At 69.5% G+C, this 23076-nt stretch carries 27 protein-coding genes; 10 read left to right on the forward strand and 17 right to left on the reverse strand.

Going from position 1 to position 23076, the window contains the following annotated elements; all coding sequences use genetic code 11:
* Window positions 1-4: 4 nt before the first annotated feature.
* Complete coding sequence (gene metX, locus KV396_RS12685; RefSeq protein ID WP_247632469.1) at window positions 5-1213, reverse strand: homoserine O-acetyltransferase MetX; 1209 nt, start codon at window positions 1211-1213, stop codon at window positions 5-7.
* 107 nt (window positions 1214-1320) lie between these two features.
* The gene (locus KV396_RS12690) at window positions 1321-2643 is read right to left on the reverse strand and encodes a bifunctional o-acetylhomoserine/o-acetylserine sulfhydrylase (protein ID WP_247632468.1); all 1323 of its coding nucleotides are present in this window, start codon (window positions 2641-2643) and stop codon (window positions 1321-1323) included.
* A 147-nt stretch (window positions 2644-2790) separates the two neighbouring features.
* On the opposite strand from KV396_RS12690, the gene KV396_RS12695 reads away from it, so the two are divergent.
* Genes KV396_RS12695 through KV396_RS12705 form a run of 3 tightly spaced genes read left to right on the forward strand, consistent with a single transcriptional unit; the run spans window position 2791 to window position 4914 of the window.
* Entirely contained in the window at window positions 2791-3573 is a 783-nt protein-coding gene (locus KV396_RS12695; RefSeq protein ID WP_247955949.1) for an SDR family oxidoreductase, read from the forward strand.
* A 2-nt stretch (window positions 3574-3575) separates the two neighbouring features.
* Window positions 3576-4289: a uracil-DNA glycosylase gene (locus KV396_RS12700; RefSeq protein WP_247955950.1), complete on the forward strand. Its 714-nt coding sequence runs from the start codon at window positions 3576-3578 to the stop codon at window positions 4287-4289.
* A 4-nt stretch (window positions 4290-4293) separates the two neighbouring features.
* Window positions 4294-4914 (forward strand): GNAT family N-acetyltransferase, encoded by a 621-nt coding sequence (locus KV396_RS12705; RefSeq protein ID WP_247622829.1) that lies wholly within the window; start codon window positions 4294-4296, stop codon window positions 4912-4914.
* Here KV396_RS12705 and KV396_RS12710 read toward each other — a convergent pair.
* The 6 genes from KV396_RS12710 to KV396_RS12735 form a co-directional block, all read right to left on the reverse strand.
* Window positions 4908-5699, reverse strand: a complete 792-nt coding sequence (locus KV396_RS12710; RefSeq protein WP_247955951.1) for an ABC transporter ATP-binding protein — start codon at window positions 5697-5699, stop codon at window positions 4908-4910. The genes KV396_RS12705 and KV396_RS12710 overlap by 7 nt on opposite strands.
* Window positions 5696-6487: an ABC transporter ATP-binding protein gene (locus KV396_RS12715; protein ID WP_247955952.1), complete on the reverse strand. Its 792-nt coding sequence runs from the start codon at window positions 6485-6487 to the stop codon at window positions 5696-5698. Before KV396_RS12715 ends, KV396_RS12710 begins: the two co-directional genes overlap by 4 nt.
* The gene (locus KV396_RS12720; protein WP_372491556.1) at window positions 6484-7356 is read right to left on the reverse strand and encodes an ABC transporter permease; all 873 of its coding nucleotides are present in this window, start codon (window positions 7354-7356) and stop codon (window positions 6484-6486) included. The genes KV396_RS12715 and KV396_RS12720 overlap by 4 nt, the downstream gene beginning before the upstream one ends.
* Window positions 7353-8300, reverse strand: coding sequence for an ABC transporter permease (locus KV396_RS12725; protein ID WP_247955953.1), 948 nt, complete (start codon window positions 8298-8300; stop codon window positions 7353-7355). The genes KV396_RS12720 and KV396_RS12725 overlap by 4 nt, the downstream gene beginning before the upstream one ends.
* Before the next feature lie 18 nt (window positions 8301-8318).
* The gene (locus tag KV396_RS12730) at window positions 8319-9836 is read right to left on the reverse strand and encodes an ABC transporter substrate-binding protein (RefSeq protein ID WP_247955954.1); all 1518 of its coding nucleotides are present in this window, start codon (window positions 9834-9836) and stop codon (window positions 8319-8321) included.
* 105 nt (window positions 9837-9941) lie between these two features.
* The gene (locus KV396_RS12735; RefSeq protein ID WP_247633981.1) at window positions 9942-10862 is read right to left on the reverse strand and encodes an alpha/beta fold hydrolase; all 921 of its coding nucleotides are present in this window, start codon (window positions 10860-10862) and stop codon (window positions 9942-9944) included.
* 171 nt (window positions 10863-11033) lie between these two features.
* On the opposite strand from KV396_RS12735, the gene KV396_RS12740 reads away from it, so the two are divergent.
* The 3 genes from KV396_RS12740 to KV396_RS12750 are packed head-to-tail and all read left to right on the forward strand — an operon-like array spanning window position 11034 to window position 12747.
* Window positions 11034-11510 (forward strand): carboxymuconolactone decarboxylase family protein, encoded by a 477-nt coding sequence (locus tag KV396_RS12740; RefSeq protein WP_247622822.1) that lies wholly within the window; start codon window positions 11034-11036, stop codon window positions 11508-11510.
* Entirely contained in the window at window positions 11507-12220 is a 714-nt protein-coding gene (locus KV396_RS12745; protein WP_247955955.1) for a tyrosine-protein phosphatase, read from the forward strand. The genes KV396_RS12740 and KV396_RS12745 overlap by 4 nt, the downstream gene beginning before the upstream one ends.
* Window positions 12221-12276: 56 nt before the next feature.
* The gene (locus KV396_RS12750; protein WP_247632459.1) at window positions 12277-12747 is read left to right on the forward strand and encodes an SIP domain-containing protein; all 471 of its coding nucleotides are present in this window, start codon (window positions 12277-12279) and stop codon (window positions 12745-12747) included.
* A gap of 23 nt (window positions 12748-12770) precedes the next feature.
* Here the strand turns inward: KV396_RS12750 and KV396_RS12755 are convergent, their stop codons facing one another.
* The 4 genes from KV396_RS12755 to KV396_RS12770 all read right to left on the reverse strand — a co-directional run bounded on the left by KV396_RS12755 (window position 12771) and on the right by KV396_RS12770 (window position 16924).
* Window positions 12771-13208, reverse strand: coding sequence for a Fe-S oxidoreductase (locus KV396_RS12755; protein ID WP_247632458.1), 438 nt, complete (start codon window positions 13206-13208; stop codon window positions 12771-12773).
* Window positions 13205-14011: an arginase family protein gene (locus KV396_RS12760; protein WP_247632457.1), complete on the reverse strand. Its 807-nt coding sequence runs from the start codon at window positions 14009-14011 to the stop codon at window positions 13205-13207. The genes KV396_RS12755 and KV396_RS12760 overlap by 4 nt, the downstream gene beginning before the upstream one ends.
* Window positions 14012-14079: 68 nt before the next feature.
* Window positions 14080-14823, reverse strand: a complete 744-nt coding sequence (locus KV396_RS12765) for a PspA/IM30 family protein (protein ID WP_247622817.1) — start codon at window positions 14821-14823, stop codon at window positions 14080-14082.
* A gap of 55 nt (window positions 14824-14878) precedes the next feature.
* Window positions 14879-16924, reverse strand: coding sequence for a TPM domain-containing protein (locus KV396_RS12770; RefSeq protein WP_247955956.1), 2046 nt, complete (start codon window positions 16922-16924; stop codon window positions 14879-14881).
* A gap of 122 nt (window positions 16925-17046) precedes the next feature.
* Here KV396_RS12770 and KV396_RS12775 point away from each other — a divergent pair, with 122 nt between their 5' ends.
* The 4 genes from KV396_RS12775 to KV396_RS12790 are packed head-to-tail and all read left to right on the forward strand — an operon-like array spanning window position 17047 to window position 19913.
* The gene (locus KV396_RS12775) at window positions 17047-17886 is read left to right on the forward strand and encodes a DUF3097 domain-containing protein (protein WP_247955957.1); all 840 of its coding nucleotides are present in this window, start codon (window positions 17047-17049) and stop codon (window positions 17884-17886) included.
* Between the two features lie 43 nt (window positions 17887-17929).
* Window positions 17930-18655: a tRNA (guanosine(46)-N7)-methyltransferase TrmB gene (gene trmB, locus KV396_RS12780; RefSeq protein ID WP_247632454.1), complete on the forward strand. Its 726-nt coding sequence runs from the start codon at window positions 17930-17932 to the stop codon at window positions 18653-18655.
* Window positions 18652-19482, forward strand: a complete 831-nt coding sequence (locus KV396_RS12785; protein ID WP_247955958.1) for a CPBP family intramembrane glutamic endopeptidase — start codon at window positions 18652-18654, stop codon at window positions 19480-19482. Before trmB ends, KV396_RS12785 begins: the two co-directional genes overlap by 4 nt.
* 38 nt (window positions 19483-19520) lie before the next feature.
* Window positions 19521-19913 carry a DUF1304 domain-containing protein gene (locus tag KV396_RS12790; RefSeq protein WP_247955959.1) on the forward strand — a complete coding sequence of 131 codons (393 nt, stop codon included), beginning with the start codon at window positions 19521-19523 and terminating at the stop codon, window positions 19911-19913.
* A 27-nt stretch (window positions 19914-19940) separates the two neighbouring features.
* On the opposite strand, the gene KV396_RS12795 is transcribed toward KV396_RS12790, so the two are convergent.
* Genes KV396_RS12795 through KV396_RS12815 form a run of 5 tightly spaced genes read right to left on the reverse strand, consistent with a single transcriptional unit; the run spans window position 19941 to window position 23050 of the window.
* Entirely contained in the window at window positions 19941-20342 is a 402-nt protein-coding gene (locus tag KV396_RS12795) for a RidA family protein (RefSeq protein ID WP_247955960.1), read from the reverse strand.
* Window positions 20343-20402: 60 nt separating this feature from the next.
* Complete coding sequence (locus KV396_RS12800) at window positions 20403-21380, reverse strand: zinc-binding dehydrogenase (RefSeq protein WP_247955961.1); 978 nt, start codon at window positions 21378-21380, stop codon at window positions 20403-20405.
* 18 nt (window positions 21381-21398) lie between these two features.
* Entirely contained in the window at window positions 21399-21821 is a 423-nt protein-coding gene (locus KV396_RS12805; protein WP_247622809.1) for an organic hydroperoxide resistance protein, read from the reverse strand.
* Window positions 21822-21847: 26 nt separating this feature from the next.
* Entirely contained in the window at window positions 21848-22315 is a 468-nt protein-coding gene (locus KV396_RS12810; RefSeq protein WP_247622808.1) for a MarR family winged helix-turn-helix transcriptional regulator, read from the reverse strand.
* Window positions 22316-22351: 36 nt separating this feature from the next.
* Complete coding sequence (locus KV396_RS12815; protein ID WP_247955962.1) at window positions 22352-23050, reverse strand: ion channel; 699 nt, start codon at window positions 23048-23050, stop codon at window positions 22352-22354.
* Window positions 23051-23076: the final 26 nt, after the last annotated feature.

Consider the following 23076-nt stretch of genomic DNA (forward strand, 5'->3'; position numbering starts at 1 on the left):
GGCGTCAGCTGTCGAGCAGTCGCCGCAGGTGAGCGCCCACGGCCTCGTTCTCGATGAGGAACCCGTCGTGCCCGAAGTCGCTGTTCAGCACGACCGCGTCGTGGCCGTCGAGGGTGTTCGGGATGCTCCGGGCGATGCGGTGCTGGCCATCGACCGGGAAGAGGCGGTCGCTGTCGATCCCCAGCACGAGCGTCGTCGCGGTCACGGTGCGCAGAGCCTCCTCCACGCCGCCGCGGTCGCGCCCGACGTCGTGCGAGTTCATGGCCTCGACGAGGGTGATGTAGCTGTTCGCGTCGAAGCGGCGCGTGAACTTGTTGCCGTGGAAGTCGAGGTACGACTCGACGGCGAAGCGCCCGCCGTGCCCGAGCGGTGAGACCCCCGACTGCCAGGAACGCTGGAACCGCTGATTGAGCTCGATCGGGCTGCGGTAGTTCAGCAGAGCCATCCGTCGGGCGAGGGCCAGACCCCGGTGCGGGCCGTCGCCGTCGCCGAGGTCGTAGTACTCGCCGCCCTGGAACCGCGGATCCATGCGGATCGTCTCGAGCTGCACGGTGTTGAGCGCGATCTGGTCGGCGGTGGTCACGGGAGGCGACGAGAGCACGGCGAGCCGTTCGACCCGTTCCGGATGCGTCACCGCCCACTCGAGCGCGTGCATACCGCCCATCGAACCGCCGATGACCGCGGCCCACGTGTCGATGCCCAGGGCATCGGCGAGGCGCACCTGAGCGGCGACCTGATCGCGGATCGTCAGGTACGGGAAGCGCGAGGCCCATTCGTAGCCGTCGGGGGCGACGCTCGCGGGTCCGGTCGAGCCCTGGCAGCCGCCGAGCATGTTGGGGGCGACGACGAACCAGCGGTCGGTGTCGAGGGGTGCGCCGGGACCGGTGAGCTCTTCCCACCATCCGGCGGTCGGATGCCCCGCACCGGCCTCGCCGCGCACGTGGCTGTCGCCGGTGAGGGCGTGCAGCACGAGCACCGCGTTGTCGCCCGCGGCGTTCAGCTCGCCCCACGACTCGTAGGCGATGCGGATGCTGGGGAGCTCGGCCCCGCTCTCGGTCCGGAATACGCCGGACCGCGCGAAGCGGCGTCCGCCCACGGGGTCGCCGTCGCGCCAGGCGCCGGTCGCCGGAGGTCGCGCGCGGAGGAGCCGGACGTCGGCCTCCGTCACGAGCGCCGAGGGCACCGTGTCTTCAGAGGTCGTCTGCCAGTCCATGCTTCCATTCTCGCGTGACCTGCGGGTCGGGCGGCGAACGTTACGCCGCCGGAAGACACGGATGCCCCGGACTCCGGGAGTCCGAGGCATCCGTGGTGGACGAATCGTCAGGCGCGAGCGGCCTCCGAGACGCGACGGGCAGCGGCCAGGGCCTGGTCGAGGTCGGCCTTGAGGTCGTCGACGTTCTCGATGCCGACCGAGAGGCGCACGAGGCCGGGCGTGACGCCCGCCGTGAGCTGCTGCTCGGGAGTGAGCTGCGCGTGGGTGGTCGATGCCGGGTGGATGACGAGCGAGCGCACGTCGCCGATGTTCGCCAGGTGGCTGAACAGCGAGAGGCTGTTCACGAACTCGCGACCCGCCTCGACACCGCCCTTCAGCTCGAACGACAGCACCGCTCCGACGCCCTTGGGCGCGTACTCGTTGGCCTTGGCGTACCAGGGGGAGGACGGCAGCCCCGAGTAGTTGACGGTCGCGACGTCGTCGCGTCCGTCGAGCCACTCGGCGATCTCCTGCGCGTTCTGCACGTGGCGCTCGATGCGCAACGACAGCGTCTCGACGCCCTGGATCAGGTTCCACGCGCTCTGCGGGGCGATCGCGGATCCGAGGTCGCGGAGCAGCTGCACGCGGGCCTTGATGATGTACGCGAGCGGGTCGCCGACCGCGGTCGTGTAGCTGGCCCCGTGGTACGAGGGGTCCGGAACGGTGAGCCCCGGGAACTTCTCGACGTTCTTCGACCACTCGAACGAACCGCCGTCGATGATCACGCCGCCGATCGTCGTGCCGTGGCCGCCGAGGAACTTGGTGACCGAGTGGATCACGATGTCGGCGCCGTGCTCGAACGGACGGATCAGGTACGGGGTGGCGATCGTGTTGTCGACGATGAGCGGCACACCGCTGGCGTGGGCGACGTCGGCGACGGCGCGGATGTCGAGGACGTTGATCTGCGGGTTGCCGATCGTCTCGGCGAAGAACAGCTTGGTGTTCGGGCGGACGGCGCGGCGCCACTCCTCGGGGTCGTCCTGGTTCTCGACGAACGTGACCTCGATGCCGAGCTTGGCGAGCGTGTACTTGAAGAGGTTGTAGGTGCCGCCGTAGATCGAGCTCGAGGCGACGAAGTGGTCGCCGGCCTCGGCGATGTTCAGGATCGCGAAGGTCGATGCCGCCTGGCCGCTCGAGAGCACCAGTGCTCCCGTGCCTCCCTCGAGGGCCGCGAGGCGCTGCTCGAGGACGTCTTGCGTCGGGTTCTGGATGCGGGTGTAGATGTTGCCGAACTCGGCCAGGGCGAAGAGGTTCGCCGCGTGGTCGGCGCTGTCGAACACGTACGACGTGGTCTGGTAGATCGGCGTGGCACGTGCCTTCGTCACCGGGTCGGGCGCAGCGCCGGAGTGGATCTGCTTGGTCTCGAAACGCCAGGTCTCGGGTGCGGACATGTTGTTCCCCCTGGAACGATCGATGGTCGGATGGCGGATGCCGTTTCAGTGAGAGTACGGAATATTCCCTCCTGTCAACAATGAGTGGGAAATGTGACGTAACAGTCCCGATCGGCGAAAAACCGCGGAACATCGTACGGTGGAGGCATGGTGAACAGACGTGCAGTTGTGACGGGAGCGAGCTCGGGGATCGGGGCGGCGACGGTGCGGGAGCTCCGCTCGCGCGGATGGGACGTCGTGGGCGTCGCCCGGCGGGAGGATCGCCTCACCGCCCTCGTGGCCGAGACCGGGGCATCCGCCATCGCCTGCGACCTGACCGACTCCGCCGCCGTCGATGCCCTCATCGCCGAGCTGGAGGCCAGCGGCCCCGTGCACGCGCTCGTGCAGGTGGCCGGGGGAGCGCGCGGGACCGACCGCATCGAGGATGCCTCGGTCGAGGACTGGCAGTGGATGTTCGACGCGAACGTGCTCTCGACGCAGCGGCTCGTGAAGGGCCTGCTTCCGCTGTTGCGCCGCGCCGCAGCGGCCGACGGCCACGCCGACACGGTGTTCGTGACGTCGACGGCGGCCCAGACCGCGTACGCGGGCGGAGCCGGGTACAACGCGGCGAAGGCCGCCGAGGCGATGCTCGTCCGGGTGCTCCGTCAGGAGCTGAACGGCGAGCCGATCCGCGTGGTCGAGGTCGCACCGGGAATGGTGCACACCGAGGAGTTCACCCTCAACCGTCTCGGCGGGGACTCCGTCGCAGCCGAAGCCGTCTACGCCGGGGTCGAGGCTCCGCTCGTCGCCGGAGACGTCGCCGACGTCATCGCCTACGCGCTCGATGCGCCGGGGCACGTGAACCTCGACCTCGTCACGATGCGTCCGGTCGCGCAGTCGGCTCAGCACCTGCTGGCGCGCGGACCGCTGCGCGTGCGCTCCGCCGAATGACGATGGCCCGCACCCTCGCCGAGCTCGCCGCGGATGGCGAGATCGACCCGGGATGGGCGGAGGCGCTCGCGCCCGTGCAGCACGACATCACCGCCCTGGGCGAGCGTCTGCGCGGCGAGGTGCAGGCGGGGCGCGGATACCTTCCGGACGGCGCGAACGTGCTCCGGGCGTTCCGGCGACCGCTCGCCGATGTGCGGGTTCTCATCACCGGTCAGGATCCCTATCCGACCCCCGGTCATCCGATCGGACTCTCGTTCGCGGTCGACCGCGACGTGCGGCCGCTGCCGCGCAGCCTCGCCAACATCTACCGCGAGCGGGAGAGCGATCTCGGCATCCCGCCCGCGCCGCACGGCGACCTCTCGGCGTGGAGCGATCAGGGGGTGCTGCTGCTCAACCGGGTGCTGACCGTGCAGCCGGGCGTGGCGGGCTCGCACCGGCGGTGGGGGTGGGAGAAGGTCACCGAAGCCGCGATCCGGGCGCTCGTCGCGCGCGACCGCCCGCTCGTCGCGATCCTGTGGGGCAAGGACGCCGAGAACCTGCGTCCGCTCCTGGGGGCGACGCCGATCATCGCGTCGGCCCACCCCTCGCCGCTGTCGGCGCGTCGTGGTTTCTTCGGGTCCCGCCCGTTCTCGCGCGCGAACGAGCTGCTCGAGGGCCTGGGAGCGGCGCCGATCGACTGGCGGGTAGAGGGCGAACGCCCCGGATCCCTAAGCTGATCGCATGCAGTTCGAACCGGGGGACCGACGTCGCATCCTGCCGCGCCACCTGCGTCCTGCGGCGGCCCCCGAGATCTTCTCGTACACGATCCGTCCCGCCCGGCCCGGTGATCTGCCCTCCGTGCGCGAGATCTACAACCACTTCGTGAGCAACTCCGCCGTCACGCTCGACGAGAAGAGCAGCAGCATCCCGTACTGGCGCGACAAGTTCGCCCTGCTGGATCGGCTCGGGCTCCCGTTCCTCGTCGCGGTGTCACCTTCCGGGGTGGTCATCGGCTATGCGCTCGCGCAGCCCTGGGCGGGCAAGAACGCCTATCGCTACACGGTCGAGGACTCGATCTATCTCGGCCCTGGTGCCGGCGGAAAGGGCCTCGGTGGCGCGCTGCTCCAGGCGCTGATCGACGCCTGCGAGCAGTTCGGCATCCGCGAGATGGTCGCGGTCATCAGCGACAGCGGTGCCGAGGCGTCGATCCGTCTGCACGCTCGCCTCGGTTTCGTGGAGGCGGGGCGCATGGCCCGGGTCGGCCACAAGTTCGGTCGCGAGCTCGGCACCGTGTACATGAAGCGCGCGCTGAGACCGGTCGCGCGCCGCCGTCGGTTCCTGGCCTCCGGTCGCGGTCACTGATCGCGCGGGATGACCGGGATCGCGGCCAGCAGAGCCTTCGTGTAGTCGTGCTGCGGGCGCAGGAGCACGTCGCCGGTCGTGCCGCGCTCGACGATCCGGCCGTCCTTCATCACCACCACGGTGTCGCTGAGGTTCTGCACCACACCGATGTCGTGCGACACGAGTACGAGGGTGAGGTCGGTCGTCCGTCGCAGATCGACGAGGAGCTCGAGGATCTGCGCCCGTACCGTCACATCGAGGGCCGAGAGCGGCTCGTCGCCGATGAGGATGCGGGGGCCGTGTACGATCGCACGAGCCAACGCGATGCGCTGTCGCTGCCCGCCGGAGAACTCGTGCGGATATCTGTCGCCGGCATCGGGCTCCAGCCCGACCCGGGCGAGCACCTCGCGCACACGCGCCCGATGATCGCCGTCGACACCGAGGGCCCACAGCGGCTCGCGAACGATCTGCCCGGCGGTCATGCGCGGGTCGAGGGAGGCGTAGGGGTCCTGGAAGACGAGTCCCGTCTGTCGGCGCAGCCACCGGAGGGACGTCGCGGATGCCGAGGCGTCCACGCGCCGTCCGTCGACGGTCACCGTTCCCGATGTCGGTCTGTCGAGGCCCAGCAGCAGGCGCACCAGTGTCGATTTCCCCGAACCGGACTCGCCGATGATCCCGACGGACGAGCCCTCGATGATGTCGAGATCGGTCGGCTCGAGCGCCGTCTGCCGACGTGTGCGCTCGAGCGGCGAGCGCTTCGGGACGATGAACTCGCGGGTCAGCCCGCGCGCTTCGACGAGACTCATGCGATGCCTCCGTCCGGGCGCCACAGCGTCGCCGTCGCATCGCGGAGCAGCCCCTGCGTGATCGGCGAGCTCGGTGCGGTGAGCAGCGTCGAGACCGGAGCGGACTCGACGACGCGCCCGTGTTCGAGAACCACGCCCTCGGTGGCGACCTGTGCGAGGACGGCGAGGTCGTGGGTGATGAAGACGAGCGACATGCCCTCGTCCTCGACGAGGTGCAGCAGGAGCGCCAGGATCTCGGACTGGATCGTGACGTCGAGCGCCGTGGTCGGCTCGTCGGCGATGAGCACGCGCGGGCGGCAGGCGAGTGCCATCGCGATCGCGACGCGCTGGCGCTGGCCGCCGGAGAGCTGGTGCGGGTAGCGATCGACGATCGACTCCGGATCGGGGAGCCGCACGCGGGCGGCTTCCTGAACCGCGCGTGCGCGCGCTTCGCGTCGCCCGATGCCCTCGTGGATGCGGATCGCCTCGGCGATCTGCCGACCGACCGTGCGGATCGGATTGAGGGCCGTGCGCGGCTCCTGGAACACGATGCCGATCTCGTCACCGCGCAGTCGGGCGAGCTCGCGGTCCGGCATCCCGATCAGTTCCGTGCCGTTCCAGCGGATGCTGCCCGCCGCCTTCGCGCCGTCGGGCAGGAGCCCGAGGATCGCGAGAGCGGTGAGCGATTTGCCCGACCCGGACTCGCCGATCAGGCCCAGACGGGCGCCGTCCGCGACCTCGAACGAGACGCCGTCGACGACGCGACGCCCGTCGATCTCGACGGTCAGGCCTTCGACGACGAGGCTCATGCGACCACTCCGGGGGTGTGCGTCTCGGCGCGGCGGTGGCGCAGCGTGGGGTCGGTCGCTTCGCGCAGGGCGTCGCCGAGGAGATTCAGGGCGAGGACGGTGAGGGTGATCGTGAGACCCGGCCAGATCACCGAGAGCGGGTGCACGCCGATGTAGCGCTGCAGGTCGGCGAGCAGCAGGCCCCAGCTGGGCTCGACGACCGACGCGCCGAAGCCGAGGTACGACAGTCCGGCTTCGGCCAGCACGGCGACGGCCATCGACCACGACAGCTGCACGATGAACACCGGAGCGACGTTGGGGAGGAGGTGGCGCAGCAGGCTCTGCGCGGGGGTGAGGCCGGATGCCTTCGCCGCGAGGATGAAGTCGCTCTGCTGCACCCTCCGCAGCTCGGGGCGGGTGACGCGCGCGATGTTCACGCCGAAGCCGATGCCCACGGCCCAGATCACGACCCAGAGGGAGCCGCCCCAGACCGAGGAGATCATCATCGCGATGAGGAGCACCGGGAAGGCGATCAGGATGTCGACCAGAACCGCGATCGTCTCGCGCAGCCACCGGGCGGTGAGGGCGCCGAGCGCGGCGAGGGCGATGCCGACGACGGTGGCGACGACTCCGGCACCGATGCTGACGAACACCGTCGTGCGCGCCCCCGCCATGATCAGGCTCAGGATGTCGCGGCCGGTGTCGTCGGTGCCCAGGAGGTGCGGCCAGCTCGGACCGAGCCACCGGTCGCTGATGGTCGAGGATTGCGGGTCGAACGGCGTCCAGAACAGCGCGACGAGGGCTGTCAGGCCGATGAGGGCGACGACGATCAGGCCGAAGGCGCCCGTCGGGGTCGCCCACAGGCGGCGGAGCCACAGCGGAGCCATCATGCCTCCCTCTGGCGCGGGTCGATCGTACGGTGGAGCAGGTCGACCAGGAATCCGATCACGAGCACGAAGCCGGTGAGCACGAGGAGCTCGCTCTGCACCTTGATGAGGTCGCGGGTGCCGACGTCCGCCACCAGCATCCGTCCGATGCCCGGGAGGGTGAACAGCTGCTCGATCACGACGGAGCCCACGATGATGCCGGCGACCTGCAGGCCGAGCACCGTGATGATCGACAGCCCGACGGCGGGGATGCCGTGTCGGATCAGCGCCTGCGTACGCGTGAGTCCCTTGGCCGCCGCCGTGCGGACGAAGTCCTGGCCGGCCGCCTGCAGGGTCGCACTGCGCACGAAGCGCATGAGCATGGCACCCTCCACGATCCCGATCGTGAGAGCCGGCAGGAGGAGCGCCTCGATGGCCTCGCCGGGCGTGCTCCACCCGGTGCGGGGGAAGCCCTGCGGGGGCAACCACCCGAGCCAGACCGAGAAGACGACGATGAGCATCATGCCGGCCCAGACGACGGGGACGGCGGCGAGGGTCTGCGCGCCGACACTCAGCGCGGTGCCGGCGCGCCGTCCGCGAGCCAGCGCGGCGAGGATGCCGAACGGGATCGCGATCACGACGGCGATGAGGAGCGACATCAGCCCGAGCGGCACCGTGACCTGCGCCTTGAGCAGGAGCTCTTCGCCGACCGAGGCGCCGGAGAGCAGTGACGTGCCGAGGTCTCCGCGGAAGATGCCTCCGATCCAGTCGGTGTACTGCGACAGGAGCGGCCGGTTCAGGCCGAGCGATTCGCGCAGCGCTTCGACCTCGGCCGGCGATGCCTGGGTGCCGGCGATGAGCTGGGCGACATCACCCGGGAAGACGCGCAGGGTGAGGAAGATGAGGGCGCTCGCGACGAGGAGCCCTGCGATGAGCAGGGCTCCTCGGACGAGCGCGTAACGGATCACGGAGGACGAGACCGCCGCTTACTCGGCGGACGAGACCGTCACGCCGGCCAGGTTGATGCGCGAGTTGATCGAGTCCTCGGGGAAGCCGGTGACGATCGGCGCGACCGCCGTGATCGTCTGTCCGTTGTACAGCCAGTCGGCCGCGTGGTCCTCCGAGACGATCCGCGCCGCCTGGGCGAGGAGATCGGCGGACTTGTCGGGGTCGACCTCGGCGAGGGCCTCGGCGTAGAGGCTCTGCACCTCGGCGTTGTCGTACCCGAAGTAGTAGTCCGGGTTCGCGAAGTTGCCGAAGTCGCGCGGCTCGACATGCAGCACGTAGCTGAGGTCGTAGTCGTGGTTCGTGTAGACGTCTTCGAGCCAGGTGGCGAACTCGACCGAGTCGACGTCGAGGGTGACGCCCACCTTCGCGAAGTCCGAGATGAGCACCTTCGGCACCGTGGTGCCGTAGAACGAGGGGATCGTGAGGGTCAGCTCGAGATCCTCCTGCCCGGCCTCCGCCAGGAGTTCCTTCGCGCGCTCGGGGTCGTAGGAGACGACATCGGAGAGGTCTTCGTAGCCCGGGTCGAGCTCGGGGATAGGTCCGTAGAGCGGGGTGCCCGCGCCGGCCGCCTCGATGAGCGCGTCGTGGTCGATCGCCAGGCGCAGTGCCTCGCGCACGCGGACGTCGTCGAGCGGCGCCTTCGCGTTGTTGAACGCGAGCGTGGCCTTGTCGGTGGTACGACCCGTGGTGAGGGTGAAGTCGCCCGAGTCCTCGAGCTGCGGCGCGAGGTTCGGGTCGACGGCGGTCAGCACGTCGACGTCGCCCGCGATCGCGGCGTTCACACCCGCGGTGAAGTCGGGGATGTACTGGAACTCGACCGACGCGACGCCGGCGGGCTCGCCCCAGTAGGCGTCGCTGCGCGCGAACGTGATCGTGCTGCCCTTGTTCCAGCGGGTGAGGGTGAAGGGGCCGGTGCCGTTCTCCGCCGTCTGCAGATCGGTGGTGTCGCCGCTCTTGAATACCAGGCCGGCGGGACCGGTCAGGGCGAAGAGGAAGTTCTGGTTCGGCTCGGAGAGCACGATCTCGACGGTCTTCTCGTCGGGCGCGGTGATCGAGGAGACCGAGGCGAACTCCGCGTTGCCCTGGATGGTCTCGTCGGTGCGCACCTGCTCGTACGAGGCGACGACATCGGCCGACGTCAGGGGCGAGCCGTCGTGGAAGACCACTCCGTCGTTGAGGGTGAACGAGTAGGTCAGGCCGTCGTCGGAGACCGAGTAGTCCGAGGCGAGGCGCGCCTCGATCTCGTTGTCCTGGGTGCGGGTGACCAGGCCCTCGTAGATGTTGTCGATGAGGATCTGCTCGAGTGCCGCGCCACTGGTGTGCCGGATGTCGAGGTTGGTCGGCTCGAGCACGAGACCCACGTGGAGGGTCGCGTCGGGGTCGACCTCACCGGTCGAGGTGGCGGCGGGCTGCGGACTGCCGGAGCACGCGCTGAGGATGACAGCGGTGGCGGCGAGCGCGGAGATGAGCGCTACGCGTCGGGAGCGTCGGAACATGATGGTTTCCTCTCGGTGCGGCAGGTGCTGTGTGCCGGTTGAACGAGCCTAGGGATGAGCGAGAAATCGAAGGGTGCGGTGTGGAACGCGACGTCACATTCCGTTTCACACCGACGCGGAGGCTGCGGCGACGAACTCGGCGAGTTTGACGGGAGCGGTCTCCTGAACGTTGTGGGTGGCATCGAACACCACGACGCGTGCGGTCGGGATGCGGCGCTGCAGGTCAGCGGCATCCGCTTCGCTGACGAATCCCCGCGTCGCCCGGATCAAGGTCAGGGGAGCGCGGACGGCGGCGAGGTCGTCCCATCCCGTCTCGTGCAGGACGGACGGTGCCGCCGGGGTGCCCGGGGCGTGGGATGCGAGAGCCTGCGCGGCAAGGTGCGCGAAATGGTGCTTCCACTCGATGCGTCCGTCCGGTCGCACGCGGGTGTTCAGGAACACACCTCGCTCGGTCTCGGGGCGTGTGCCGCCGAACCCGAGCGCGATCGCCTTGTCGACGAGTTCATCGCGGGTCGCGAAGTCCACGGGCCCGGCATAGAACTCGCGGAGGGCCGCGGGACCGGCGGAGGTGTCGATGCCGGGGGTGATGTCGACGACGATGAGCTCGGCGACGAGATCGGGGCGGCTCGCCGCCAGCGCCGCGCCGGTCAGGCCGCCCAGGGACTGTCCGACGACGATCTGCGGTACGTCGGTCCAGGCATCGAGCGCCGCGGCCACGTCGACGGCGAGGGTGCGCGGCGTGTAGTCGAGGTCGTCGCGCCAGGACGAGTCTCCGTGCCCGGCGAGGTCGATCGCGAGGAGCGGGGTGCCGAGGGCGAGCGCTGTGGTGTCCCAGGTGTGCGCGTTCAGGCCGGCACCGTGCAGCAGCGTCACACGGGCGGGTTCCGTCCCGAAGCGCAGCGCGCTGACCGTGCGGCCATCCGGCAGGGGGAGGGTGAGCCGTTCGACCGGAGGAACGGGGACGCCGAGCGCCTCGGCCTGCGCGGGAAGATAGCTGAACTCGCTGATGTCGATCGCCACGCCCATATTCTGCGCCCCTGGAGCAAGCATCGCGAAATGGCGGATCAAAGTGAGCATCTAAAACCCTAAAACGCTTGTCTAAAAGTTCAGCAAACGGCTTGCAGGGTTGGCTTCGTGCATTTCTTGATGGCGGAATGCGTCGGCCGTTCGACACCGACAGCCGAATATCATGGAGTCATGAGCGAGACGCGAGTGCACCTCTCCAAGACCGAGCCGACCGCCTACCAGGCCCTCGATGCGTTCTCCCGCACCGTCGGAGAGATCTGCGCCGCCAATGGCATCGACGATCGTCTCAAGGAGCTCGTCATGATCCACTGCTCGCAGCTCAACGGCTGTGCCTACTGCACACGCATCCACGTCGACCGTGCCGAGGCTGCCGGTATCGACGCCGACACCATGATGCAGATCGCGACCTGGCGCGAGAGCGGCGTGTTCAGCGAGCGCGAACGCGCAGCGCTCGAACTCGCCGAGGCGTTCACGTTCATCTCGGAGGAGGGCGTGTCCGACGAGGTGTACAACCGCGTCGGCAGCGTGTTCACCGAGAAGGAGTACGCAGCCCTGAGCTGGGCGTGCGTGTCGATCAACGCGTTCAACCGCGTCGTGGTCGCCGGGCGATACCCCGTACCGGCCCGTTCGCCGCAGGCCCGACCATGAGCGTGCTCGAGGTCGGCGGCGTCAACAACGTCCGCGACGTCGGCGGGATGCCGGCGGCAGGCGGTCGCATCCGTCAGGGCATCCTGTTGCGCTCCGGTCAGCTCTCCGGAGCGACGGCGAAGGGGGCCGAGGAGCTCCGCGGCCGTGTCGCGCACATCGTCGATCTGCGCGACGGCGAGGAGGTGGCGGCGGAGCCCAGCGAGATCGTCGGTCCGGATACCACCCACCTCCCGCTGTTCCTGGGGTCCGTGCGCTCGTTCTTCGAGACCGACACGAGTCTCGAAGACCTCTACCTGCATCTCCTCGAGGAGAGCGGTGGGAGGCTCGTCGAGGCCATCCGCATCATCGCGGCGGGAGAGCCGACGCTCGTCCACTGCACGGTCGGCAAGGACCGCACAGGGGTGACGGTCGCACTGGCACTGTCGGCGGTGGGTGCCGATCGCGAGGCGGTGATCGAGGACTATGCGCTGACCGAGTCGCAACTCCCACCCGAGCGGAACCGACGGATCGCCGCATACCTGACCGAGCTCCACCCCGAAGCCGTCAACGCCGTCGCTCTCGCGACGCAGTCCCCGGCTCCGGTGATGCGCCGTCTTCTCGAGATGGTCGACGAGCGCTGGGGGTCGGCGGCCGACTATCTGCGGGCGCAGGGGATGACGGATGCCGAGCTCGCGGCGCTGACCGCGGCACTCGTCGAGCCCGTCGGGTGAGGCGAATCGCGGAGCAAGGTTAGGCATGCCTTCATCGGTGTTACGATGGAGGAACCATGGACACCTCGTTCGACATCCGCAGCACACGCGCAGCGCGCCGTGCCGCTCGTCAGCGCTCGCACCACCTCGTGACGGCCGATGAGAAGTCGCTCGTCGACCTCGAGATGTTCCTCGCCACGCTCCCGCTGTGCGCATCGGGCCGGGTCTTCATCGAAGTTCCGACCGCTGCCGATATCCAGGTCATCGACGCGCCGGCACGCATGACCGTGACCTGGCTGGCACGCGCAGACCGCTCGGGTGCTCCGGGTTCCGGTCGTTCCTGCGCCCCGGGTCAGGCACTCGCGCGCGCCACGTGCGCGTGGGCCGACGAGATGCTCTGCGATGACGAGGTTTCCACCCAGGTCACGCTTCTCGGCGGTTACCTCGGCACCGCCGACATCGTCGATCACCTCACGACGAGCCTCGCGGTCGAGGCGACGTCGATCCACGCTCCCGAGCGCTTCGGTCTGCTCCCGATCGATCGCTGAACGTTCCGACCCATCGCTGACCGTCAGCGGGAGCGGCGCACGTAGTTGCCGTCCTCCAGCCCGGCTTCGATCTCGAAGCGGTTGCGCAGCGGGTCGCGCCCGGCGACGAAGTACAGCACCGGCATGAGGAAGCCGTACCGCAGCCACTGAGCCTTGTGGACCGCTTCGTGACGCAGGACGGCGTCGGTCGGACGCGCGTCACCGGTGAGGAAGCATCCTCCGACGCACACGCCGCCGCGGTTGAAGGTCCACGTGGGCATTCCCCGGAAGATCCAGAGTCCGCCGCGGCGTTCGACGGGACCGGTGCTCCACAGCGACCCCCAGAGCCATCCCACGGCCGTACCCCAGGCGTAGCCGATCCGGCTCACGGGGGAGCGGAGGAGGAAGGAGGGGATGCGGCGGTCGAAGCGTCGGCCGCGGGCCAGCGCCTCCTCGGCCGCGGGTCTCCAGTCCGTCGTCATGCGACGGCACCGATCAGACGCAGGATCGCACCGAGGTCGTCCACCGCGTCGGCGGGCGTGCGCGGGGCGAAGCCCGAGATCGTGGCACCCGCGAGCGGGATGTCTTCGCGGAGTCGGCGGATGGCCGAGGCGAGCGCCGCCGGGGTCGTGCCGAACGGCGCGGGATCGGAGACTCCGGTGATCTCGGCGGGATCGAGCACATCCACGTCGATGTGCACCCAGACACGTGAGGCGCCGGTCGTGCGGACGGCATCGAGCAGCGCGTCCGTGTCGTCGAGGTCGGCGACCTGCAGGTGGGCGAACGAAGAGATCTCGTCGACCTCGGCATCATCGAGGGCGCGCATTCCGACCGTGACGATGCGCTCACGGGGGAGGGCAGAGGTGAGCGCGAGTTGCGGCTCTCCCTCGCCCAGGATCGCGCGGAGCGCCATGCCGGAGAACGCCCCCGACGGAGAGGTCTCCGGCGTATTCAGGTCGGCGTGAGCGTCGCACCACACCACGGCCAGGTCGTCGGTGCCGCCGGGCAGCGCGTCGAGGGCGGCGACCGTGATGCTGCAGTCTCCACCGATCAGCACGCTGTACTCGTCGGTGAGGTGCTCGCGGATCAGTTCGCGGGTGCGCAGCAGAGCGCTGAGTCGCCGCACGCCGGTCCCCAGCGACTCGCCGGCTTCGACCGGCACGTCGAGCGTGGTCGTGCGGGCGCGCGGCAGGTCGCCGGCGATGGCCGATGCGCCGTCGACGAGGAGCATCGCGCGTGCGGCCGGTGATCCCTGCCATTGCGGGACGACGAGGAATCGCACCATGGGTGCCTCCCGGGAAAGAGGAAGTGCGGATGCCCCGGACGGCGAGTCCGGGGCATCCGCGGGGTGGATCAGTTGCCTTCGAGGGCCTGACGGGGAGCGGTGCCGCCGGCCTTCAGCTCGGCGAGGCGCGCCTCGACCTCGGTGAGCTCGCCGAGGTCCTCGAGGCTCTCGAACTGGGCGTCGAGGCTCGACGCCGCGAGCTCGATCTTGCCCTGCGCGATGGCCTCCTGACGGCGGACCTTGTCTTCGAAGCGGCCCAGCTCGCTCGTGGGATCGAGCACGTTGATCGATCCCACGGCGTCCTGCACCTTGGTCTGCGCCTCGGCGACCTTGGCGCGTGCGAGAAGCTCGCTGCGCTTGTTCTTGAGCTCGCCGAGCTTGTCCTTCATGCCGTTCAGGCCGCTCTTGAGCTTGTCGACGATCTCGGTCTGAGCGGCGATCTGCGGCTCTGCACCGCGGGCCTCGCGCTCGGCGCTGATCTGACGCTGCAGCGCGATCTTCGCGAGGTTGTCGAACTTGTCGGCGTCGGCGGTGTCGCCGGAGCCGCGCATCTCATCGGCCTTGCGGCTGGCAGCGAGGGCCTTGTTGCCCCACTCGGTGGCCGACTGCACGTCTTCTTCGTGGTCGCGCTCGAGCAGGCGCAGGTTGCCGATCGTCTCGGCGATCGCGGACTCGGCATCGGCGATGCTGTTCGTGTAGTCGCGCACGAGCTGATCGATCATCTTCTGCGGGTCTTCGGCAGAGTCGAGGAGCGAGTTGATGTTCGCGCGGACGAGGGTCGAGATTCGTCCGAAGATGGACTGCTTGGTCATGCGAGGTTCCTTTCAGAGGGTCGGAATCGAAGTCTTGTCGAGTGGCCTATGAGGTTCAGAAGCGCCCACCTCCCGAGCGGCCGCTGCGCCCGCCGCTGGAGCGGCCGCCCCCGAAGCCGGAGCTGCGGAATCCACCGCCTCCGCTCGAGCGCCAGCTGCTGCTCCGGGAGGAGGATCGACTACCACCACCACCTCCGCCCGCGAGGAGGCCGCCGATGATGCCGCCGAGGATGTCGCCACCGAGGCCGGAACCACCGGACGAGCCGGAGCCCCCAGAGTTTCCGAACGGTCCGCTGCCCCAGCCGTCGTATCCACGGGAGTTGTACGCGGACACGTCGGCGGACGCGGAGGAGATCGCCTGGCGTGCGAGATCGAGGGCGCGGGTGGCCTCGGTGAGTGCGGCGTCGGGCGAGGTGGTGCGGAGGGTGAGTGCCTGCGTCAGGCTCGCATCGGCCTGCGAGAGGCGGGTGCGAGCGGTGGACCCGACCGTTCCGCGTCGGGTCTCGATGAACTCCCGGGCGGTGCGGATCTCGGAGCCCGCCTGGGTCAGGGTCTGCTCGAGCATCTGCTCCGCGCGCCGAGTGCGCTCGAGCGCCTCGCGCCCCTGCGCGATCGCGGCATCGATCTGGGCGTTCGCGGCAGACAGGGCATCGAAAGCGCGCTGCGGATTGCGCGCGGTGCCGCTGAGATCGGCCTGCGCGGCCTGCAGGTACTGCAGGGTCGTGGACGCGGCTGCGGAGAGTGCTCCGCCGGTGTCGGGGAGCTGCTGCGCGGCGGCGACATCGGCCTGCAGCTCGGCCACGAGCGCCCGCGACTGTGTCTCGACGGCGGCGAGATCCGAGCCGAGCGCCGTGATCGCCTGCACGAGTTGTGTCGCCTGGGCGACGGATTGCTCGGCCGTGCGGATGGCGAACGCTGCTTCGCCCGTGCGGCCGGCCGCGATCGCCTGGTCCGCCGCCTCGATCGCGTGGTCGGCGAGGCCCGCACGCTCCTGAGCCTGGGCGGGGTTGTCGGCGACGGTGCTCAGCGCTTCGCCCGCGTACGTCGCCGAGAGCGCGGCCAGGGCCGGCGCCGCTCCGGCGAGTACGGGCGCGAGTGCGGCGCGCTCACGACGCACGCGTTCGAGTTCCTGCGGGGCGTTCTGCTCGAGCTTGCGGAGGGAGTCGAAGGCTTCGGTGTTCGCGTCGAGGACGTCGTCGATCTCGTCGGCGATCCGGATGATCCGGATGTTCCAGGCGCGCTGCTCGTGCACCGTGTCCTCGATCTCGTCATCGAGCTTCTGCTTGAGGTCGAAGGCCTCCGACAACTTCGCCTTCGCCTGATCGACGGCGGTCGTGAACTCGGCCGTCGCGCTCTCACCGAACTGCGCGATCGCGAACCCCAGCTCCTCGCGGCTCGAGGTGATGGCATCGTCGGCCTGCACGAGAGCGGAACCCGCCTTCGTCTGCACCTGCTCATCGGTCAGCGTCGAGAACGGGTCGGCGGGATCCGGATGCTCCGGCATCGCCCCGCGCTTGCGGATCGCGGCTGCCCGGCGGCTCCGCCGGACGAGAGCGATGACCAGCCACGCCACGAGAGCGAGAGCGATGAGCCCGGCCACGACGAGGAACGCCTGCAGGGCGCCCGCGCCGCCATCGCCCTGGATCTCGTCGGCGGCGAGGAGTATCGCTCCGTCCCAGTCGTCCTGTGCGAGCAGGGGCTGGATCTCCTGCTCGATGTCGTCGAGGCGGGAGTTGCTCAACGGCCCGCCCTCGGCCGCGGAGATGTAGTAGCTGCGCTGATCGGTCGCGATCGCGAGCAGGTACTGATCGGGACCGAGGTTGCTGCGCGTCGCCGTCGTGTCCGCCCATTCGACGCGGTCGCTCGGCGAGGTGAACTCGTCGACGAAGACGACGAAGAGATCGGCGGGCGAGTTCTCGGTGAGCTCCTGGAGCCGCGTTTCGACGGCGTCCTTCTCACTCGTGCTGAGGACACCCGCGGCATCGGTCACGTACCCGGAGTCGAGCGTGAGGGGATCAGTCGCGGAGGCGGCCCCGGAGGTGACAAGACCCGCCGCGACGGCGACGACCGCGGCGCTCAGCGCCAGCCACCGTGTCTTCATCGTTTTCCCTCCGACCGGCAGGCGAGCCCCATATCCCGAGTCTATTCACACAGCCCGACACGCGACAGCATCCGAGAGCGGATCGCCGTTCGCCCTCAGCGGAGACGCATACGCTGGAAGGCATGGACGACAGGTACGGATCGGATGTGCTCGCATCGGGTTGGCGCGAGCGCGGTGCAAAGCAGGTGCCGACGGTCCCCGCCGAGCTCGATCTCGTCGTCGAGGTCGCCGACGACGGGTACTGCGGAGCGGTCACTCGCGTGCAGGGCAGAAACGTCGAGCTCGAGGACTGGAAGGGCCGCAGGCGTCTGTTCCCGCTCGGCGGCGGCTTCCTCATCGAGGGCAGGCCCGTGCGGCTGGCGCCCCCGGGACCGAAGACGCAGGCACCGCAGCGCACGGCATCCGGATCCTTCGCCGTCGGAGACCAGCGCGCGCGCATCGCGTTGCCGAGCCGCATCCTCGTCGAGGGCAAGCACGACGCGGAGCTCGTCGAGAAGGTGTGGGGCGCCGATCTCCGCGTCGAGGGCGTCGTGGTCGAGTACCTGCAGGGCGTGGACCTCCTCGACGAGCTGCTCGCCGACGAGCCTCCGTCCGCGAAGCGGCGTTACGGCGTGCTCGTCGATCACCTCGTGCCGGGCTCGAAGGAGTCGAGGATCGCGGATGCCGTCGCCCGGGGGCCGCACGGGCGCCACGTGCGCATCGTCGGGCATCCGTTCGTCGACGTGTGGCAGTGCGTCACCCCGCGGGCACTCGGTATCACGCGCTGGCCCGAGATCCCACGGGGTACGGATTGGAAGACCGGGATCTGCCGCGCCTTCGGATGGCCGCACGAGACCCAGGCCGACACCGCGCGTGCGTGGCAGCACATCCTGAGCAAGGTGCACAGCTACCGGGACCTCGAGCCGGCGCTGCTCGGCCGGGTGGAAGAACTCATCGACTTCGTGACGGAACCCGTGAGCTGACCCGTGCACCGGTCGAGGGGACGCACCCGGCTACCCTGGAAGCATGCCCGAACCCCGAACCTTCCGTGACGAGCCGGTGTCCTTCGTGCGCCGGAGCGGGCGGATGTCCGAGGCGCAGGACCGCGCCTTCACCGACCTCGCCCCGCACTACCTGCTCGACGTGCCGCGGGCCGTCGCGTGGACCTCGGTGCACCCGGAGGCCCGCCTCGACGTGGCCGCCGAATACGGTCGCGACGCCGCGCTGATCGTCGAGATCGGCTCTGGGCAGGGCCACGCGATCGTCGCCGCTGCGGCCTCGCGCCCTGATGACGACTTCCTCGCCGTCGAGGTGTTCCGCGCGGGACTCGCCCGTACCATGCTCGATGCCGACCGGGAGGGCGCGAAGAACCTGCGGGTCATCGAGGCGAACGCGCCCGAGGTGCTCTCGTCGTACCTGCCGGAGGCCGCCGCCGCGGAGACCTGGATCTTCTTCCCCGATCCGTGGCACAAGAAGAAGCACACGAAGCGTCGCCTCGTGCGTCCGGGATTCGCCGACAACGCGGCCAGGGCACTGGTCGACGGCGGCCTGCTCCGTCTCGCGACGGACTGGGAGGACTACGCGCTGCAGATGCGCGAGGTGCTGGATGCCGAACCGCTCTTCGAGCGCGCCTTCGAAGGGGAGTGGGCCGAGCGCTTCGACGGACGCGTCATGACGGCCTTCGAGCGCAAGGGCATCGCGAAGGGGCGCGATATCCGCGACCTCGTCTACCGACGTCGCCCGCGCCCGTGACCGACGTGCGGAGCGACCTGCGCACCCGGGGCATCGTCCCGGCGGTGCTCGTCTGCGCCGCCGCCCCCGCGTTCTTCGTGGCGGAGATCGCCTGGCTCGGATGGGTGCTGCTGGCGATCGGGATCGGCGTCTCCTGGGCGATCGAACGCGGACGGGTCACGGCATCCGCCCCCTCGCTCACGCGCGACCTCTCGCTCATCGCCCTCGGCCTGCTCGTCGTGAGTGTGATCCCGCTGGCCGCCGAACTCGACAACCTCGCGATGCTGCGCTTCACCCTCGCGCTCGGCGGCGCGGTCGCTCTGCCCTATCTCGTGTCGCGCTTCGTCTATCGCGACCGGGCGATCTCTTTCCCGTGGCGGGCGCACCGCCGGTGGGGCCGGTTGCAGTGGGGCTGGCTCGTCGCCGTCCTCGTGCTCGGCTGGCTGATCCTGCCGTTCTACTTCATCACGAGCGGCGTCTACGCCAACTGGCCCGTCGTCGACACCCCCGATCTGATCGCGCGCCTCTTCGTCGGTGTCGGCGCGGTCGGCATCTGGGACGAGCTGTTCTTCATCTGCACCGTGTTCGCCCTGCTGCGCCGGCACTTCCCGGACGCGGTGGCGAACGTGCTGCAATCGATCGTGTTCGTGTCGTTCCTCTGGGAACTCGGCTACCGGGAGTGGGGCCCTCTCCTGACGATCCCGTTCGCACTGCTGCAGGGGTTCATCTTCTTGCGCACCCATTCGCTCGCCTACGTGGTCACGGTGCACCTGCTGTTCGACGCCGTCGTCTTCGCCGTTCTGGTGCACGCACACAATCCCGGACTGCTGCCGATCTTCCTCGTCTGAGGCCGCGCGCGAGGGCGCGAGTCTGCGACAATCGGAGGATGCTCATCGCCGGACTCGTCCTCGCCGCGGCCGCTGCCGCGTTCCACGTCTTCATCTTCGCGCTCGAGTCGCTGAAGTGGACCGAGCCCGAAACGCGCAAGATCTTCGGCGTCGCCAGCGAGGCGGATGCCATCACGATGAAGCAGCTCGCCTTCAACCAGGGTTTCTACAACCTCTTCCTGGCGCTCACGACCCTCTTCGGCATCGGGTTCACGATGTTCGGGTTCGTCACGATCGGGCTGACCCTGGTCTTCGCCGGCACCGGGATGATGCTGGCCGCCGCTCTCGTGCTCGTGCTCGCGGACCGGACGAAGGCGCGTGCTGCGGCGATGCAGGGCACCCTGCCGCTCCTCGCGGTCGTCGTCACCGCGATCGGTGCATCGCTCGCCTGATCGCGGCACCGGATCGCCGGACGCCCGTCAGGCGCGCACGACGGCGGCGACGGCGCTGATCTCGATCAGCGCGCCGGGAACGCCGAGCGCGGAGACGATCGCGGCGGTCACCAGCGGAGGCTCGCCGTCTCGCGCGAGCCGTGAGGCGACCGCGCCGTAGGCGGCGCGAAGATCCGCATCCTGGTGGATCAGCACCGTCCAGCTGATCACGTCGTCGAGCGTCGCCTCGACCGCCGCCAGAGCGATCGCCGCATTCTCGACCGCGCGGATCGACTGCTCTGCGGCGTCGTCGGAGACGATCTTCCCGGACTCGTCGACGCCGTTCTGGCCGCCGACGTGGATCGTCGTCGCTCCCGGCGGGACGACGGCGACGTGGCTGAACGCGGGACTCTTGACGAGCCCTGCCGGTCTGATCAGTGAGATGTCCATGAACGCAGTATGGGCCGGGTCGCCGACATCGGCGACCCGGCCCATACCGGTCGGAGCGTGTCAGAAGCGCAGCAGCACCTTGCCGACACGACCGGGGGTCTTGCTCAGGCGAACGGCATCCGCGATGTCGGCGGCGTCGAAGGTGCCGGCGACCGGGAGGGTGAGCGTGCCGTCGGTGACGCGCTGGATCAGCTCGGTGAACAGTGCTCCGCGGGTGGACGCATCCATCGTCTGGATGACCTTGCTGCCCCAGAATCCCTTCACCGTCGCCTGCTTGAAGATCACATCTGACGAGGCGATCTCCATGACGGGGGAGTTCATCGCGCCGAAGGCCACGAGCGTGCCGCCCTCGCCGATCAGCGACAGCACGTCGCCCGCCGACGATCCGCCGACCGAGTCGACCCCGGCGACGATCGCGGCACCGCCGGTCAGCGCGGCGGCCTGCTCGCGCCAATCCGTCTGGTCGGTCGCGATGACGTTCTCGATGCCCTGCGCGCGCAGCTCATCGACGCCGGCCGAGCGCCGCACGAGGCCGAGCACGTTCACACCGCGTGCGGCGCCGAGCTGGGCGAGCATGCGCCCGACGGCGCCGTTCGCCGCGTTCTGGACGATCCAGTCGCCCTCGTTCACATCGAGGAACTGCAGCAGGCTGATCGTGCTGAAGGGCATCGAGACCAGCTGCGCGGCGCTCTCGTCGGAGAGGCCGTCGGGCACGGGGATGAGCCCTGCGGCGTTCGCGACGATGTACTCGGCCCAGGCGCCGAAGGTGCCACCCGTCGCGACGCGCTGGCCGACGACGAGATGCTCGACGCCGTCGCCGAGGGCATCGACGACGCCGAGCGCCTCGGTGCCGGAGGCGGCGGGCAGTTCGGGCTTGAATCCGTAGGTGCCGCGCACGGTCCACAGATCATGGTTGTGGATGGGGGAGAGAGCGACGCGCAGGCGGACCTGGCCGGGCCCCGGCTCGGGAACGGGCCGCTCTTCGAGGGCGAGGACGTCTTCGGCTTCGCCGAAGGTGTGGTGGATGAGTGCGTGCATGGACATGCTCCTTCGGTCTCAGTCGTCGGAGACGGTGATCGTGACGTCGATGTTGCCGCGGGTCGCATTCGAGTACGGGCACACCTGGTGCGCGGCATCCGCGAGGGCCTGCGCCTGCTCGTGGGGGAGCGTGGGGATCACGACCTCGAGTTCGACGGCGAGGCCGAAGCCGCCCTGGCCGTTCGAACCGATGTGCACGCGCGCGCCGACCGAGGAGTCCTCGATCTGGACCTTCTGCGCCCGGGCGACGGACTGCAGCGCGGAGTGGAAGCAGGCCGCGTAGCCGGCGGCGAACAACTGCTCGGGGTTCGCCCCGTCGCCGCTGCCGCCCATCGCCTTCGGAATGGCGAGATCGAACTCGACGCGACGGTCGTCGGTGGCGACGTGTCCGTTGCGGCCGGCGCCGGTGGCGAGTGCTTCGGCGGTGTACAGAGCTTCCATGGGTGTGTTTCCTTCCGGGAGGGTGGTCATTCGGAGCCGCGGGCGCGAGCGGCGCCGGCGGGGGTCGGAGTGGATGCCTGGAGGAGGCGCGTCAGCTCGTGGAGCTCGCCGATCAGACGCAGTCGGTGCGCGTCGTCGTGGATGCCGGAGAACCCGGCGACCTCGGCCGGGATCTTCGCCAGGTCGCCGCGGAGCTCCTGACCCTCCGCGGTGAGCTGCACGGTCACGACCCGCTCGTCGGCGGAGCTGCGCTGCTTGCGTACGAGCCCCGACTGCTCGAGCCGCCGCACGAGCGGGGAGAGCGTGCCGGAGTCGAGCTGCATCGCCTCGCCGAGCGATCCGATGGTCTGCTCGCCCTCGTGCCAGAGGATCGCGAGCACGAGGTACTGCGGGTAGGTGAGTCCCCACGGCGCGAGGAGAGCGCGATACGCCTGCGTCGTCGCGCGGGCGGCGGAGTACAGCGAGAAGCACACCATCTCATCGGTCACGGCCATGACACGAGTATTGCACGCAATTCAATTCTGCACAATTCAACTGTCGGGCTGTGCGTCCTCACGCGGAGAGGTGGCGCCGCGCAGGATGCGAGCGAAGGCGGTGAGGAGGAAGAGCTGGCCGGTGATGGCCTCGACGACCGCGATCGTCTGCCCGATGGTTCCTTCCGGGACGAGATTGCCGTAGCCGGTGGTCGTCAGCGTCGTGAACGAGAAGAAGAGCTGATGGGCCAGCGAGTCCTCGTGCGCATCCGCGAACACCGGTTGCGGGGAGAGCAGGCCGAGCAGGTTGTACGCGAAGGCGAAGGCGATCCCCACGAGCACGTATGCCGTGATCGCCGCGAGGAGCGCTTCGAGGTTGAGCCCTCGACGACGGATCTGGTGGGCGATGATCGCGACCGGCGCGATGAGCAGCGCCACGAGTGTCGCCGACGAGAGCCCGATGTCGAGCAGTTTCTGCTCGGTGCCCAAGAGCACGGCCACGACCGCCGCTGCTCCGGCGACCGAGAGGATCACCCAGCTGGTGCGCTGCAGTGCGGCGTTCGCGCCGGTGACACGGAAGACGACCGCGACGGTCGCGAGGATCAGCAGGAAAGCGAGTGGGCTCGGGTTCGTCGACTTCTGGTCGGTCGAGAGTGCGTACGACACCACGAGGAGCACGAGCACGCCGCAATAGCCGATGACGCCCTCATTCGGCCGGCGCCGACCGTCACCAACGTTCTCGTCGTGGCTGGACACGCCGCCAGTATGGCACCGCGGGTGCG

The organism is Microbacterium galbinum, assembly GCF_023101185.1.
Lineage (GTDB): Bacteria > Actinomycetota > Actinomycetes > Actinomycetales > Microbacteriaceae > Microbacterium > Microbacterium galbinum.